The 14605-nt window shown below is 70.5% G+C and carries 12 protein-coding genes; 7 read left to right on the top strand and 5 right to left on the bottom strand.

The features are described 5' to 3' along the window. Positions 1–9 precede the first annotated feature (9 nt). Entirely contained in the window at positions 10–1269 is a 1260-nt protein-coding gene (locus tag IG99_RS16255; RefSeq protein WP_037674559.1) for a GNAT family N-acetyltransferase, read from the top strand. A gap of 42 nt (positions 1270–1311) precedes the next feature. Here the strand turns inward: IG99_RS16255 and IG99_RS16260 are convergent, their stop codons facing one another. Further along, a complete protein-coding gene (locus IG99_RS16260; protein ID WP_037674561.1) occupies positions 1312–2505 on the bottom strand; it encodes an RtcB family protein in 1194 nt (397 codons plus the stop codon). 217 nt (positions 2506–2722) lie between these two features. On the opposite strand from IG99_RS16260, the gene IG99_RS16265 reads away from it, so the two are divergent. From IG99_RS16265 to IG99_RS16275, 3 genes are all read left to right on the top strand, one after another. Continuing rightward, the gene (locus tag IG99_RS16265) at positions 2723–3568 is read left to right on the top strand and encodes a hypothetical protein (protein WP_037674563.1); all 846 of its coding nucleotides are present in this window, start codon (positions 2723–2725) and stop codon (positions 3566–3568) included. Between the two features lie 133 nt (positions 3569–3701). Beyond that, the gene (locus tag IG99_RS16270) at positions 3702–4604 is read left to right on the top strand and encodes a DUF3558 domain-containing protein (RefSeq protein ID WP_037674565.1); all 903 of its coding nucleotides are present in this window, start codon (positions 3702–3704) and stop codon (positions 4602–4604) included. 183 nt (positions 4605–4787) lie between these two features. Further along, a complete protein-coding gene (locus IG99_RS16275) occupies positions 4788–6077 on the top strand; it encodes a DUF2637 domain-containing protein (protein WP_037674567.1) in 1290 nt (429 codons plus the stop codon). A 65-nt stretch (positions 6078–6142) separates the two neighbouring features. Here the strand turns inward: IG99_RS16275 and lysS are convergent, their stop codons facing one another. After that, positions 6143–7888: a lysine--tRNA ligase gene (gene lysS / locus IG99_RS16280; protein ID WP_037674571.1), complete on the bottom strand. Its 1746-nt coding sequence runs from the start codon at positions 7886–7888 to the stop codon at positions 6143–6145. 138 nt (positions 7889–8026) lie between these two features. Here lysS and argS point away from each other — a divergent pair, with 138 nt between their 5' ends. Then, positions 8027–9790 carry an arginine--tRNA ligase gene (argS, locus tag IG99_RS16285; RefSeq protein WP_037674574.1) on the top strand — a complete coding sequence of 588 codons (1764 nt, stop codon included), beginning with the start codon at positions 8027–8029 and terminating at the stop codon, positions 9788–9790. A gap of 126 nt (positions 9791–9916) precedes the next feature. Next, complete coding sequence (locus IG99_RS16290; RefSeq protein ID WP_037674577.1) at positions 9917–10705, top strand: DUF4253 domain-containing protein; 789 nt, start codon at positions 9917–9919, stop codon at positions 10703–10705. A gap of 15 nt (positions 10706–10720) precedes the next feature. On the opposite strand, the gene IG99_RS16295 is transcribed toward IG99_RS16290, so the two are convergent. Together IG99_RS16295 and IG99_RS16300 are read right to left on the bottom strand one after the other, a co-directional pair. Continuing rightward, positions 10721–11926: an aminotransferase-like domain-containing protein gene (locus tag IG99_RS16295; protein WP_037674579.1), complete on the bottom strand. Its 1206-nt coding sequence runs from the start codon at positions 11924–11926 to the stop codon at positions 10721–10723. Positions 11927–12037: 111 nt separating this feature from the next. Next, on the bottom strand, positions 12038–12940 hold the full coding sequence (locus tag IG99_RS16300; RefSeq protein ID WP_037674582.1) for an SAM-dependent methyltransferase: 903 nt from the start codon (positions 12938–12940) through the stop codon (positions 12038–12040). 262 nt (positions 12941–13202) lie between these two features. Here IG99_RS16300 and IG99_RS16305 point away from each other — a divergent pair, with 262 nt between their 5' ends. Then, entirely contained in the window at positions 13203–13409 is a 207-nt protein-coding gene (locus IG99_RS16305; protein WP_037674584.1) for a hypothetical protein, read from the top strand. On the opposite strand, the gene hemB is transcribed toward IG99_RS16305, so the two are convergent. Further along, positions 13403–14401 carry a porphobilinogen synthase gene (gene hemB, locus IG99_RS16310; RefSeq protein ID WP_037674586.1) on the bottom strand — a complete coding sequence of 333 codons (999 nt, stop codon included), beginning with the start codon at positions 14399–14401 and terminating at the stop codon, positions 13403–13405. The two genes, IG99_RS16305 and hemB, sit on opposite strands and share 7 nt — an antisense overlap. Positions 14402–14605: the final 204 nt, after the last annotated feature.

Here is a 14605-nt window from a genome sequence, read left to right on the forward strand (position 1 = left end):
TCGGGGAACGTGGACAGACACATATCCTTCGAGTCGCTGCACAACTTCCGCGACCTGGGCGGCTACCGCACCGCCGACGGCCGGCACCGCGTCCGCCCGGGCCGTCTGTTCCGCGCGGACTCCCTGGGCAAGCTGAACCCCGGCACGCCGGACTGGGACCGCTTCCTCTCCCTGGGCATCCGCACGGTGCTGGACCTGCGCCACCCCTGGGAGGCCGACCGGCGCGGCCGCGTACCGGCGGACGACTCCTTCGCGTACCACAACCTGAGCATCGAGCACCGCCCCTACGACCAGGCGGCCCAGACTCCCGACGTCGCCCCGGGCCCCTACCTCGCCGAGCGCTACCTGGAGGTCGCCGAGGACGGCACGAAGGAGATCCGGGCGGCCCTGGAACGCGTGGCGGGGACGAACGACCCCCTCGTCTTCCACTGCGCCTCCGGCAAGGACCTCACGGGCCAGCTGGCGGCCCTGATCCTGGGCCTCCTGGACGTCCCGGAACACACGATCATCGAGGACTTCTCCCTCACGGAACTGGCCACCCCGGCCCTGCTGGCGGACTGGCGCACCCGCAACGGGGGCCGCAGTCCCGCGTGGCCGGGCTTCGCCCGCGCCCCCGAGAGCGTGATGCGCCTGTACCTGCAGTCCTTCAGAGCCCACTACGGCTCCATGGAGGCCTACGTCTCCCAGGCCCTCGGCCTCGACGCGCAGGCCCTGACCGACACGCTCCGGGCGAACCTCCTGGAACCGCTCCCCACCACCTGGCCCGAGCCGGCGTTCCGCAGGGCGACCCCCGCCGACGCCCCCGCCCTGGTCCGCCTCCGCGACACAGCGGCCCTCTGGCAACTGGCCCGGGGCATCGCGCAGTGGCTGCCCGGCGAGAAGACGGAGGCCCACTTCCGCCAGGTCATGCGGGACGGCGAGGTCTGGCTGGCGTACGCCGGAGACCACCTGGCCGGCGGCTGGGAACTCTGGTGGACCGACCCCGCCGCCTGGGGCCCCCGCCCGCCCGACGCGGGCTACATCCACCGCCTGATGACCGTCCCGCACACGGCCCCACCGGGCACGGGCCGCGTGCTGCTGGCCGAGGCGGAATCCCGCATCACCGCCGAGGGCCGCCCCTACGCCCGCCTCGACTGCCTTTCCACCAACCCCCGCCTGCGCAGGTACTACGAGTCGGCGGGCTACACGGTCGTCGGCGAACAGCCCGCGAAGGACGGCGGCACGGGGAGCCCGTACGGGGTGACACTGCTGGAGAAGCGGCTCGCGTGACGCGGCGGGGATGCCGGGCTCGCGCTCGACCCCGCGCGAGCATCAGCCCTTCACACAGACGAACTGCTTCAGCTTCGCCACGACCTCGACAAGGTCCCGCTGCTGATCCATGACCTGCTCGATCGGCTTGTAGGCGCCCGGGATCTCGTCCACGACGCCGGAGTCCTTGCGGCACTCCACGCCCCGCGTCTGCTCCTCCAGGTCCTTCGTCGAGAAGCGACGCTTGGCCGCGTTGCGGCTCATGCGCCGACCCGCCCCGTGCGACGCCGAGTTGAAGGCCTTCTCGTTGCCGAGGCCCTTCACGATGTACGAACCCGTGCCCATCGAGCCGGGGATGATCCCGTAGTCACCGGAGCCGGCCCTGATCGCTCCCTTGCGGGTGACGAGCAGGTCCATGCCGTCGTAGCGCTCCTCGGCGACGTAGTTGTGGTGTGCGCTGATCTCCGGCTCGAAGACCGGCTTGGCCTTCTTGAACTCCTTGCGGACCACGTCCTTCAGGAGCGCCATCATGATCGACCGGTTGTACTTCGCGTACTCCTGCGCCCAGAACAGGTCGTTGCGGTACGCCGCCATCTGCGGGGTGTCCGCGACGAAGACCGCGAGGTCACGGTCGATCAGACCCTGGTTGTGCGGCAGCTTCTGGGCCACGCCGATGTGGAACTCGGCCAGCTCCTTGCCGATGTTCCGGGAACCGGAGTGGAGCATCAGCCAGACGGCACCGGTCGTATCCGTGCACAGCTCTACAAAGTGATTCCCGGATCCGAGAGTTCCCATCTGCTTCGTGGCGCGCTCCTGACGGAATTTGACCGCATCGGCGATCCCGTCGAACCGCCCCCAGAAGTCGTCCCACCCGCCGGTCGCGAAACCGTGCAGGCCCCCCGGGTCCACGGCACTGTCGTGCATCCCCCGCCCCACCGGAATGACCTGCTCGATCTTCGACCGCAGCCGGGAGAGGTCCCCCGGCAGGTCGTTCGCCGTGAGGGACGTCTTCACCGCCGACATCCCGCAGCCGATGTCGACACCCACCGCGGCCGGGCACACCGCCCCCCGCATCGCGATGACGGAGCCCACGGTCGCACCCTTGCCGTAGTGGACGTCCGGCATGACCGCGAGGCCCTTGATCCACGGCAGGGTCGCGACGTTGCGCAGTTGCTGGAGGGCGCCCTCCTCGACCGTCGCGGGGTCGGCCCACATTCGTATCGGGACCTTCGCGCCCGGCATTTCCACGTACGACATATCGTCCTCATTCCCCCGGAACCAAAACAGAAGTCTCAAGTCGCAAAACCGGCGCCAAGGTCGGTGAAAGGGGACAGCGGACCGGCGTCCACGGCTCTGCGTGCGATAGACATTGTCTCCAGGGGTAGCCCTCGCGCGGCAAGCGATTAACCAGCGGGGACCCCCGACACATACACGGCAGACCAAGGCCGGACACACCGTCGAGAGGAGCCTGACCGTGCAGCGGAAGGCGTACGTACCCGGCGTGGCCGCGCTCCTCGCGGCACTCCTCGCCGGCTGCACGGGCGGCTCGGACGACGGCGGCACGACGGACGACTCCAACCCCGGCGACACCAGCACGGCGACGGCGGCGCCCCAGCCCGGCAAGTACGCCTCGCTCCCCGAGCCGTGCGGCGCGGTCAGCCACAGCACGCTCGACTCACTGCTGCCCGGCATCAAGCAGATCACCGACCCCGACCAGCGCGAGAACGCCTACGCGGGCGAGGCGACGCAGACGTTCAACACGGACCGCAAGGTCGGCTGCCGCTGGAAGGTGCCGGCCACCAGCGCCACCGACCATCTGCTCGTCGACTTCGAGCGGGTGGTGTCGTACGACAACGCGGTCAGCGACGACAGCCAGGCGGAGCAGCTCTTCTCGAAGAAGGAGGTCGCGGCCGACCTCCCGGAGCCGACCGCCACCGAGTCCGCCGCCGACGACGCGGCGAGCCCCTCCGCCGCCCCGAGCAACGCCTCGCCGTCCGCCTCTCCTTCTTCCGCTTCCCCTCCCTCCTCGTCTCCCTCCTCCCCGGCCTCCTCCCCGTCCTCCACCGCCACCTCGACCGATCTCCAGCCCCGCGTCCTCACTGATCTCGGTGACGAGGCGTTCCTCGACGACGAGCTCAGCAGCTCGGGTTCGACCGCCAAGCAGCGCACGGTGACTGTGGCGTTCCGCACGTCGAATGTGATCGTGACGATCGAGTACATGGAGCAGCCGACGACCGTGGGCGTCGTCCCGGACAGTGAGGAAATGCAGGACAGGGCGCAGAAACTGGCCGCCCAGCTGGCGGAGTCCCTGGCGGGCTGACGCCCCCTCACCGCGTCTCCGACAGGTGCCGCGAAGGTCACAAAGCGAGAACACACAGCTCCTTCACCGCGTACCGTGGCCCCTCGGACCCGATCCGACCGCACGAACCACGAGCGTCATGAGTGAAGGAACCATGCAGCGACGAGCCCAGCGAGAACCGCGTGACCAGCGAGCGAAGCGAGCCAAGCGCCTGAACCGCGTCCTTGTCAGCGCGGCCGCCGTCCCCGTGATGCTGGTGGCCGCCGGCTGCTCCTCCGACTCCGATTCCGGCTCCGACGCCGCGAACGCGGCGGAGCAGGGGGCCGGCAGTGAGGTGAGCGCGTCCCCGAGCGCGTCGCCGACGGTGCAGGCCGCCGCGTTCAAGACGCTGCCCGAGTCGTGCAAGGTGCTGTCGAAGAAGACCCTCGAAGACCTGGTGCCCGAGGCGAAGTCGGGCAAGGAGGGCAAGTCGAGCGACGCGTCGACGCGGGGCAGCTGCTCCTGGAGCAGCCTCGCCAACAACGGTGTGAAGGGCTCGCAGTTCCGCTGGCTGAACGTGGCCCTGCTGCGTTTCGAGTCGGACCAGACGCGCGGCGCGGGCGACAAGCTGGCGCAGGAGTACTACGCGTCGCAGGTCAACGACGCCAAGGCGGTCTCGGGTGCGAAGGGCACCAAGTCGGAGCCGGTCGCCGGTACGGGCGACGAGGCGACGTCGGTGGGCTACGACCTGAAGAAGAAGGAAGGCGCCTTCAAGCAGCAGACGGTCGTGGCGCGCGTCGAGAACGTCGTCGTCACCGTCGACTACAACGGCGCGGGCCTGGCCGGCGACAAGACGCCGAGCGCCGCCGACCTGAAGAAGGCCGCGGAAAAGGCGGCCAAGGAGGCGGTGGCGGCGGTGTCGTCGGCCAACGGCCAGGGCGGCTCGGGTTCGGGCTCCGGTTCGGGTGCGGGCACGGCGAGCCCGACGCCCTCGAAGTCGGCGTCCAAGGATCCGTCGGCGAGCCCGTCGAAGTCCGCGAGCGCCTCCCCTTCCACATCAGCGTCGAAGAAGAGCTGACTGTCACACCTGGCGGTCAACTCCCAGCTCACAGCGGCAGCTTGATGGAGCCCGGTCCCCTCCTGGGGCCGGGCTCCGCCCGTCCCGGCGAAGCGTTCACCGGACGCATGTGCCACCCTGTTCCGCGCAACAACACGCAAGGGGAGGGGAGTACGGGTGGCCGCGCCAATGCAGCTGACTCGGATGCACCGCATTCTCATCGGCGTGGTCGTGGCCGGCGCCGTGATCATCGCCGGAATCGGCTTCGCCGGTTCCTACGCGGCCGTCCGCGAGCTGGCCATCAAGAAGGGCTTCGGGAACTTCTCCTACGTCTTCCCGATCGGCATCGACGCGGGCATCTGCGTCCTGCTCGCCCTGGACCTCCTGCTGACGTGGATCCGCATCCCCTTCCCGCTGCTGCGCCAGACGGCGTGGCTGCTGACGGCGGCGACGATCGCGTTCAACGGCGCGGCGGCCTGGCCGGACCCGCTGGGCGTCGGCATGCACGCGGTGATCCCGGTGCTGTTCGTCGTCGCCGTCGAGGCGGCCCGGCACGCCATCGGCCGCATCGCCGACATCACCGCCGACAAGCACATGGAGGGCGTCCGCCTCACCCGCTGGCTCCTCTCCCCCGTCCCCACGTTCCTCCTGTGGCGCCGCATGAAGCTGTGGGAGCTCCGCTCCTACGACCAGGTGATCAAGCTGGAACAGGAGCGCCTCGTCTACCAGGCCCGCCTGCGCTCCCGCTTCGGCCGAGCCTGGCGCCGCAAGGCCCCGGTGGAGTCCCTGATGCCGCTGAGGCTGGCGAGGTACGGGGTTCCGCTGGCGGAGACCGGACCGGCCGGCCTCGCGGCGGCGGGGATCGAACCTCAGCTGCTGCGGCCGAGGCCCGCGGCGCCGGAACTGGAGTCCAGGCCCACTCAGGCCTCGACGCCCGCCCAGGCGACGCCCCCGGCCCAGGCCACGACGCCCGCCCAGGCACCGACGCCGGCCCAGGCCGACGGAGAGGTGCCGAGCCAGTGGTTCGCCACCCCGCACCCGACCGACGTGGAGTACCAGGGCGGCTACGACCCGAACTACGAGCCGCCCGTATACGCGCCTCCGCAGGAGCAGCAGGCCTTCTACAACGGACAGCCGCAGCAGATCCCGGTCCCGGTGCCGCAGCCCCGCGCGGCCGAGCCCCAGGCCGCCGCGGAGCCGACGCCCGTGCCGGCCCGGGAGCAGGCGCCGGAGCCGCACGTGCAGGTGCCGAACGGCGCGGGCGGCACGCGCCCCCTGGGAGAGGGCGTACCGGAGGCGACCCCTTCGGACGAGGACCTGTACCAGGTGTTCCGGTACTCGATAGACGGCGAGGGCATGCCCACCCCCGGCGCCTTCGCCGCGAACGTCGAGGCCGCCTACGGGTTGCGCCTGCAGTCCCGCGATCTGAACCAGTACATGGACCAGTTCGCGGCCCGTCTCAACAGTGAGCTGATGGAAGACCACATCGCATAACCCGGCTCGTACGACGATGGGGGCGCCCGGCGAACACCGGGCGCCCCCATCGTCGTATGAGCGGCTTACTCGCCGAGCAGGCTCCGCACCCGCTCCTGCCCCACCGCCAGCAGCAGCGTGGGCAGCCGAGGTCCGGTGTCACGGCCCACCAGCAGGTGGTACAGCAGCGCGAAGAACGACCGCTGGGCCGTCTTGATCTCCGACGGCAGCTCCTTGGGCGTGGCGTCCGCCGAGAACCCGGCCTGCACCTTCGGCACGCCGTACACGAGGTGCGTCAGCCCGTCCAGCGACCAGTGCGAGTCCAGCCCGTCGAGCAGCAGCCGCAGCGACTGCTGGGACGCCTCGTCCAGGGACTTCAGCAGCTCGGCGTCGGGCTCGTCCCGCACGATGGTGCGCTGGTCCGCCGGGACGTGCGTGTTGATCCACGCCTCCGCCTTGTCGTACCGCGGCCGCGCCTCGTCCAGCGACCCGAGCGGGTTCTGCGGGTCGAGGTCGGACAGGATGCGCAGCGCCTGGTCCTGGTGCCCGGCGGTGATGTCGGCGACGGAGGCCAGCGTCCGGTACGGCAGCGGCCGCGAGGTGCGCGGCAGCTCACCGGCGGCGGTGCGCACCGCACGCGAGTGGGCGGCCACGTCCCCCGGCAGCGCGGAACCGTCGGTGACCTTGCCGTCCAGCTTGTCCCACTCGTCGTAGAGCCGCTGGATCTCCTGGTCAAAGGCGATCTTGAACGACTGGTTGGGCCGACGGCGGGCGTACAGCCAGCGCAGCAGCTGCGGCTCCATGATCTTCAGGGCGTCGGCCGGGGTGGGGACCCCGCCCCGGGAGGACGACATCTTCGCCATCCCGGAGATGCCGACGAACGCGTACATCGGACCGATCGGCTGCTTCCCGCCGAAGATCCCGACGATCTGCCCGCCGACCTGGAACGAGGACCCCGGCGAGGAGTGGTCGACACCGCTCGGCTCGAAGATCACGCCCTCGTACGCCCAGCGCATCGGCCAGTCGACCTTCCAGACCAGCTTGCCGCGGTTGAACTCGTTCAGCCGGACCGTCTCGGAGAAGCCGCACACCGTGCAGGTGTACGTCAGCTCGGTGCTGTCGTCGTCGTAGGCGATGACGGTGGTGAGGTCCTTCTCGCAGTTGCCGCAGTACGGCTTGTACGGGAAGTACCCGGCGGCGCCGGAGCTGCCGTCGTCCTCGGCGGCCGCGCCGGAGCCCTCGGCGGCCTCCAGCTCGGCCTCGTCGACCGGCTTCTGCTGCTGCTTCTTCGCCGGCGCCTTCTTCGTGCGGTACTGGTCGAGGATCGCGTCGATCTCGCCCCGGTGCCGCATGGCGTGCAGGATCTGCTCGCGGTACACGCCCGAGGTGTACTGCGCGGTCTGGCTGATCCCGTCGAACTCGACGCCCAGCTCGGCGAGCGCCTCGATCATCGCGGCCTTGAAGTGCTCGGCCCAGTTGGGGTGGGCGGAGCCCTTCGGGGCCGGGACGGAGGTCAGCGGCTTGCCGATGTGCTCCTGCCAGGAGTCGTCGACCCCGGCGATCCCGGCGGGCACCTTGCGGTAGCGGTCGTAGTCGTCCCAGGAGATGAGGTGGCGGACCTGGTGCCCCCGGCGGCGGATCTCGTCGGCGACCAGGTGCGGGGTCATCACCTCACGGAGGTTGCCGAGGTGGATGGGGCCGGAGGGCGAGAGGCCGGACGCGACGACCACAACCGGTTTGCCCGGGGCACGGCGCTCCGACTCCTCGATGACCTCATCCGCGAAACGGGAGACCCAGTCGGTGGTCTCGGTGCTCTGAGCCACGATCGGCACGTCCTCTTTTACTGAAGTACTGAAGGCTTGATGGTTGCCCCATTCTCCCAGACGGCATCGCGCCCGGGAAAACCCGTTTACCCCCATGGGATACTGGCTGTGTCCATCGACCCCCCGAGGAGAACGGCACCCACTTCTATGGCCCCGGTCACGTCCCTCAGCGACTCCGTCCAGCAGCAGCTCACCTCCGCGATCTCCGCCACCCTGCCGGAGGCCACCGCGGACCCGCTGCTGCGACGAAGCGACCGGGCCGACTTCCAGGCCAACGGCATCCTCGCGCTGGCCAAGAAGGCGAAGTCGAACCCGCGGGAGCTGGCGACCCAGGTCGTCTCGCAGATCGTCACCGGTGACGTGATCAAGGACATCGAGGTCTCCGGCCCCGGCTTCCTCAACATCACCATCACCGACAAGGCGATCACCGAGAACCTGGCCGCTCGGTACGCGGACACCGACCGCCTCGGTGTGCCCCGCCCGGAGCGGGCCGGTACGACGGTCATCGACTACGCCCAGCCGAACGTGGCGAAGGAGATGCACGTCGGCCACCTGCGCTCCGCGGTGATCGGCGACGCCCTGGTCCAGCTGCTGGAGTTCGCGGGCGAGACGGTGGTCCGGCGTCATCACATCGGCGACTGGGGCACCCAGTTCGGCATGCTCATCCAGTACCTGGACGAGCACCCGCACGAGCTGGACCACAAGGCCGCCGAGGTGACCGGCGAGGAGGCGATGTCGAACCTCGACCGCCTCTACAAGTCCGCGCGCAAGCTCTTCGACTCCGACGAGGAGTTCAAGACGAGGGCCCGGCGCCGGGTGGTGGACCTCCAGGCCGGTGAGCCGCACACGCTCGCCACGTGGCAGAAGTTCGTCGACGAGTCGAAGATCTACTTCTTCTCCGTCTTCGAGAAGCTGGACATGGAGGTCCGGGACCCGGACATCGTCGGCGAGTCCGGCTACAACGACATGCTCGACGAGACCTGCCGCCTCCTGGAGGAGTCGGGTGTCGCGGTCCGCTCGGAGGGCGCCCTGTGCGTGTTCTTCGACGACGTCAAAGGCCCGGACGGCAAGCCGGTCCCGCTGATCGTGAAGAAGTCGGACGGCGGCTACGGCTACGCGGCGACCGACCTGTCCGCGATCAGGGACCGCGTCTTCAACCTGAAGGCGAACACTCTGCTTTACGTGGTGGACGCCCGCCAGTCGCTGCACTTCAAGATGGTCTTCGAGACCGCCCGCCGGGCCGGCTGGCTCAACGACGACGTCACCGCCGTCCAGCTCGCCTTCGGCACGGTCCTCGGCAAGGACGGCAAGCCGTTCAAGACCCGTGAGGGCGAGACGGTCAAGCTGGTCGACCTCCTCGACGAGGCGGTCGACCGTGCCACCACCGTGGTCCGGGAGAAGGCCGAGAAGGTCGGGCTGTCCGAGCAGGAGATCGAGGAGAACGGCCAGTACGTCGGCATCGGCGCCGTGAAGTACGCTGACCTGTCGACCTCCGCCGTACGGGACTACAAGTTCGACCTTGACCAGATGGTCTCGCTCAGCGGTGACACGTCCGTGTACCTCCAGTACGCGTACGCCCGTATCCAGTCCATCCTGCGCAAGGCGGGCGACGCCCGTCCGGCGGCCCACCCGGAGCTCGCGCTGGCCCCGGCGGAGCGAGCGCTGGGTCTGCACCTGGACCGGTTCGGCGAGACGGTGCTGGAGGTGGCGTCGGCGTACGAGCCGCACAAGATGGCCGCCTACCTCTACCAGTTGGCGACCCTCCTCACGACCTTCTACGACCAGTGCCCGGTCCTGAAGGCCGAGACGCCGGAGCAGGTGGCCAACCGCCTGTTCCTCGTCGACCTCACGGCCCGCACGCTGCAGCGGGGCATGGCCCTTCTGGGCATCAGGACGCCCGAGCGTCTCTGACACCCAGGAACCCGTACGCATGTTGTGTAAGCGGCCCGATGATCCAGCTCACTCCGTCCACGTGGGCCGCTTTCCTCACGTACGCCGGTAACCCCGTTGTCAGTGGGCGCCCTTAAAGTCACCGGCATGGCGACTCTTCCCAACCCGCTGCCCAAGCTGGCGGCTGATCCGAGTGGGCGTGTGCTCGGGCTTCGTCTCCCTCTCGGGAGGCTGATCGACGTGACGGACGAGGGGCCCTGGCACGAGCCCCTGCTGTGGCATGCGGAGCAGTCCGCGTCTCCCGGCAACTGGGCCGCGCTGGGCACACCCGCCGGCCGGGCCGGGCTCCTGCCCGTCCTCGTCGACCTCGGGGGCGACCAGGGCGGACCCGAGCAGTGGGAGTTGATGCCGGACGAGGTGTCGTACCCGGGGGATCACGACGCCGAGGAGGTCCTCACCGAGCTGTGGGAGGAGTACGCGGCCGAGGACGACGAGTGGCCCAGCCTCGTCGCCGCCCCCGTCCTCACCGCCGATCCGGACACCCGCGCCACCGAGGTCGCCGACGCCCTCGCCCAGGGCCGGTCCTGGTTCAAGGAACCGCATCTCGCCCTGGTCCCGGCCCGCCGCTCGGCCGACATCCCCGCCGCCATCGGCTGGACCGGGCCCCTCAACTACGAGGAGGACGTCGCCCGCATCTGCGCGGTCCTGCGCTCCTGGGAGGACCGCTTCGGCATACGGGTCGTGGGCCTCGGCTTCGACCGGCTGGTCCTCTCCGTCGCCGCTCCGCCCACCTCCCTCGCCGAGGCGGAGGCCGTCGCCGCCGAGCACTTCGCGTTCTGCCCGGACAACGTCCTCCAGCAGCACGACGGCACCCTCGCCACGTACGCCCGTCAGTTGCTCGACGAGCGCACGACCTGGACCTTCTGGTGGGACTGAGACCGGCGGACCGGCCTACCCCCTGAACCCCTCCCCCAGCCTCCGCAGCCCCTCCGCGATCTCCTCCGGCGTCTGCGTCACGAAGCACAGCCGGAGGGTGGAGCGGTCGGGTTCGCCCGCGTAGAAGGGTGCGCCCGGCACGTACGCCACGTCGTGCCGGACCACCTCAGTGAGAAGGGCCGTCGTGTCGTACGACTCCGGAAGCCGGGCCCAGAGGAACATGCCGCCCTCGGGGCGCTGCCAGGAAGAGCCCGCCGGGAGCGCCTCCGCGAGCCCGGCGAGCATCGCGTCCCGCCGCTCGCGGTACACGCCGGCCACGCGCGCGACGTGCGCGTCGAGGTCGCCCTCGGTCAGGTACCGCGCCGCCGCCAGCTGGTTGACGGTCGGCGTGTGCAGGTCTGCCGCCTGCTTGGCGACCACGCAGGCCCGGCGCAGCTCGGCCGGCGCCCGCAGCCAGCCGAGGCGCAGGCCGGGTGCCATGACCTTGGAGAAGGAGCCGAGGAGGACGGTGCGGTCGCGGGCGTCGGCGTGCGCGGCGATCCAGGGGACGCGCTCACCGTCGTAGCGCAGCTCGCCGTACGGGTCGTCCTCGATGATCCACAGGCCGTGCCGGGCGGCGACGGAGGCGACGGCGGCCCGGCGTTCGACCGGCATCGTGCGGCCGGTGGGGTTCTGGAAGGTGGGGACGGTGTAGAGGAGTTTCGGCCGCTCCCGTTCCACCGCCGCGGCGAGGGCCTCCGGGTCGACGCCGTCGGCGTCCGTGGGCACGGCGATCACGCGGGCGCCCGCGAGGCCGAAGACCTGGAGTGCCGCCAGGTAGCAGGGGTCCTCGACGAGGACGGTGTCGCCGGGGTCGAGCAGTGCGGCGGCGAGGAGGGACAGCGCCTGCTGGGAGCCGGTGGTGACGAGGAGGTCGTCGGCGACGGTCGGCAGCCCGCGTGCGGTGGTCCGCGTCGCGAGCTGCTCCCGCAGCGTGGGCTCACCCTCGGTGGTGGAGTACTGCAGGGCCTGGGCCGGCGCCTGTTCGAGGACCTCGCGGAACGCGGCGGCTATGCCCTCCTGGTCGAAGAGCTCCGGCGCGGGCAGCCCGCCCGCGAAGTTGATCACCTCGGGGCGTGCGGTGACCGCGAGAATGTCCCGTACGGGCGAGCCGCCGATCGTCCCGGTCCGCGCGGCGAGCGGCGGCAGGGAAGCGGTCGGGGGCGGGGGTGCGACGGTCATGGCAGGGCTCCTTCGGCTGCGGGTACCTCGCGTGCCCGCAGCCTACGGAGATGCATGCCGCCTACACCGGCATTTCCGTGATGCGGACACCGGCCAGGCTCCCTGCCGCCGTCACGCCTTCGTCCCCGTCGCCCCGTACACGTTGATGTCCGCGTCGGTGACGTCGCTGATGTCGTAGTAGCGCACCTTGTCGATGGCGTCGAGGCCCTCCAGATCCGCGGCGTCCGCGTGCTCCGGCGCAGGCGCCGCGTCGTCGGGCCGCCAGTGGTGCGCCGGGACGACACCGGGCTCGGCGAGCTCGACGCCGGCCTCGGCGAAGAACCGCTCGACCTCGGCCTTCGACCGCAGCACGAAGGTGAACCCGCGCTCCGTGTAGGTCCGTTGCACCGCGCGGATGCTCTCGGGGTTGAGGTCCTCGGTGAGGTGGCTGAGGACGAGCCGGCTGCCGGAGGGCAGCGCCGCCACGAGCTCGCGCACGATCGGGTAGGCCTGCGCGTCCTCGACGAAGTGCAGGATCGCCACCAGGCACAGCGCGACCGGCTGGTCGAAGTCGATGGTCTTCGCGGCCTGTTCGAGGATGTGTGCCGGGCTCTTCAGGTCGGCGTCGATGTAGTCCGTACGGCCCTCGGGGCCCGACGTGAGCAGGGCACGCGCGTGGGCGAGCACCACGGGGTCGTTGTCCACGTAGACGACCCGGGAGTCGGGACTGATCCGCTGGGCGATCTGGTGGACGTTCTCCGCGGTCGGCAGGCCGGTGCCGATGTCGAGGAACTGGCGGATGCCGTCCTCCTTCGCCAGCGTGGTCACCGCGCGGCGCATGAAGTCCCGGTTGTGCCGCACGTCGAGATACCCACGCGGGTTGGCGGCGAGCGCCGCGGCGGCCGCGGCCCGGTCCACCGGGTAGTTGTCCTTGCCGCCGAGGAAGACGTCGTAGACGCGAGCCGGGTGCGCTTTGGTGGTGTCGATCCTCCTCCTCAGCTCGGCGGGATCCTGGCTGAGGGCATCACCGGACATGGGCGTCTCCCTGGGAGCTCGGTCATTTAATTGACAACCAATTAGGCGGTCAACAACCTAACTCCCGGGACGACTTGATGGTGCCCAAACGACTCCGGTGTCCCGTCCGATGTCCCAGGGAGACACCATCCCCGCAGGTCAGATGCGCGAGCCGTAGTCCGGCGTCCCGAATTCCCCCAGGACCGTGGCCTCCGGCCCGCCGAACAGCTCAAGCTGTGGTGGTCCCACCCGCCCGCACCTCGCTCCCGCCCGGAAGGCCGTCATGCCCGCACGCCGCGCCGCCCGCACCCGTCTGCTCGCCGCCGCCCTGACCGCCCTCGCCGCGCTCGCCCTCACCGGCTGCCGGGACGGCGAGGGCCTGCGCGACGAGGGACCGTCGCACGCGGGGCTGCCCAAGTCGTCCGCCCCGTACGACGCCCCGGCCGGAAAGCCTGGACCTGCGGGGCAACGCGCACCCGGAACCTACTGAGCGGCCAGCATCCTGGCCGCGTCGACGGCCCAGTACGTGAGGACGTTCTGCGCGCCGGCCCGCTTGATGCCGGTCAGCGTCTCCAGGATCGCCCGATCCCGGTCGATCCAGCCCTTCTCCGCGGCGGCCTCGACCATCGAGTACTCGCCGGAGATCTGGTACGCGGCGACCGGCACGTCCACGGAGTCCGCGACGCGCGCGAGGATGTCGAGGTAGGGGCCGGCCGGCTTGACCATCACCATGTCGGCGCCCTCCTCCAGGTCGAGCGCCAGCTCGCGCAGCGACTCCCGCACATTGGCCGGGTCCTGCTGGTACGTCTTGCGGTCGCCCTTCAGCGACGAGCCGACGGCCTCCCGGAACGGCCCGTAGAAGGCGGAGGCGTACTTCGCGGTGTAGGCGAGGATCGCGACGTCCTCCCGGCCGATCTGGTCCAGGGCGTCCCGGACCACACCGATCTGCCCGTCCATCATTCCGCTGGGCCCGACGACGTGCGCGCCGGCGTCCGCCTGGACCTGCGCCATCTCGGCGTACCGCTCGAGGGTCGCGTCGTTGTCGACACGGCCCTCCGCGTCCAGCACACCGCAGTGTCCGTGGTCGACGGTCTCGTCGAGGCACAGGTCGGACATGACGAGCAGGTCGTCGCCGACCTCGGCGCGTACGTCCCGCAGGGCGACCTGGAGGATCCCGTCCGGGTCGGTCCCGGGCGTGCCCAGCGCGTCCTTCTTCGACTCCTCCGGCACTCCGAAGAGCATGATCCCGGAGATCCCGGCCTCCACCGCCTCCAGCGCGGCCTTCTTCAGACTGTCCCGGGTGTGCTGCACCACGCCGGGCATCGCCGCGATCGGCACCGGCTCGCTCACACCCTCCCGCACGAACGCGGGGAGGATGAAGTCGGCGGGGTGCAGGCGGGTCTCCGCGACCATGCGCCGCATGACGGGGGTGGTGCGCAGCCGACGCGGACGCGTACCGGGGAAGGATCCGTACTTCGTCATGCACCTACGCTACGCCCGCCCCGCGCCCGCCTTTACCGACTGCCCGTCGGGGAGGCCGCCCTCACCGACTGCCCGCCGGGGGCCTTGTCGCACCGCCTTGTCGCACATGCGGGGCCCGCCCCCCGGGTCCATGCTGGAAGTACGCCCCTCAACAAACGGCAGCCCTCGACATGAACCCGCCGTACCTCCGTAGCCGCCCCCACG

Origin of the sequence: Streptomyces griseus subsp. griseus (genome assembly GCF_000720255.1) — a bacterium.
Taxonomy (GTDB): Bacteria; Actinomycetota; Actinomycetes; order Streptomycetales; family Streptomycetaceae; genus Streptomyces; species Streptomyces griseus_I.

What these genes read in the sequence shown, in the direction of transcription:
- IG99_RS16295 (WP_037674579.1), bottom strand. Translation starts at nt 11,926, where the DNA reads ATGACCGTCGCACCCCCGCCCCCGACCGCTTCCCTGCCGCCGCTCGCC.
- IG99_RS16305 (WP_037674584.1), top strand. Translation starts at nt 13,203, where the DNA reads ATGCCCGCACGCCGCGCCGCCCGCACCCGTCTGCTCGCCGCCGCCCTG.
- argS (WP_037674574.1), top strand. Translation starts at nt 8,027, where the DNA reads ATGGCCCCGGTCACGTCCCTCAGCGACTCCGTCCAGCAGCAGCTCACC.
- IG99_RS16275 (WP_037674567.1), top strand. Translation starts at nt 4,788, where the DNA reads ATGCACCGCATTCTCATCGGCGTGGTCGTGGCCGGCGCCGTGATCATC.
- hemB (WP_037674586.1), bottom strand. Translation starts at nt 14,401, where the DNA reads ATGACGAAGTACGGATCCTTCCCCGGTACGCGTCCGCGTCGGCTGCGC.
- IG99_RS16260 (WP_037674561.1), bottom strand. Translation starts at nt 2,505, where the DNA reads ATGTCGTACGTGGAAATGCCGGGCGCGAAGGTCCCGATACGAATGTGG.
- IG99_RS16270 (WP_037674565.1), top strand. Translation starts at nt 3,702, where the DNA reads ATGCAGCGACGAGCCCAGCGAGAACCGCGTGACCAGCGAGCGAAGCGA.
- IG99_RS16300 (WP_037674582.1), bottom strand. Translation starts at nt 12,940, where the DNA reads ATGTCCGGTGATGCCCTCAGCCAGGATCCCGCCGAGCTGAGGAGGAGG.
- IG99_RS16290 (WP_037674577.1), top strand. Translation starts at nt 9,917, where the DNA reads ATGGCGACTCTTCCCAACCCGCTGCCCAAGCTGGCGGCTGATCCGAGT.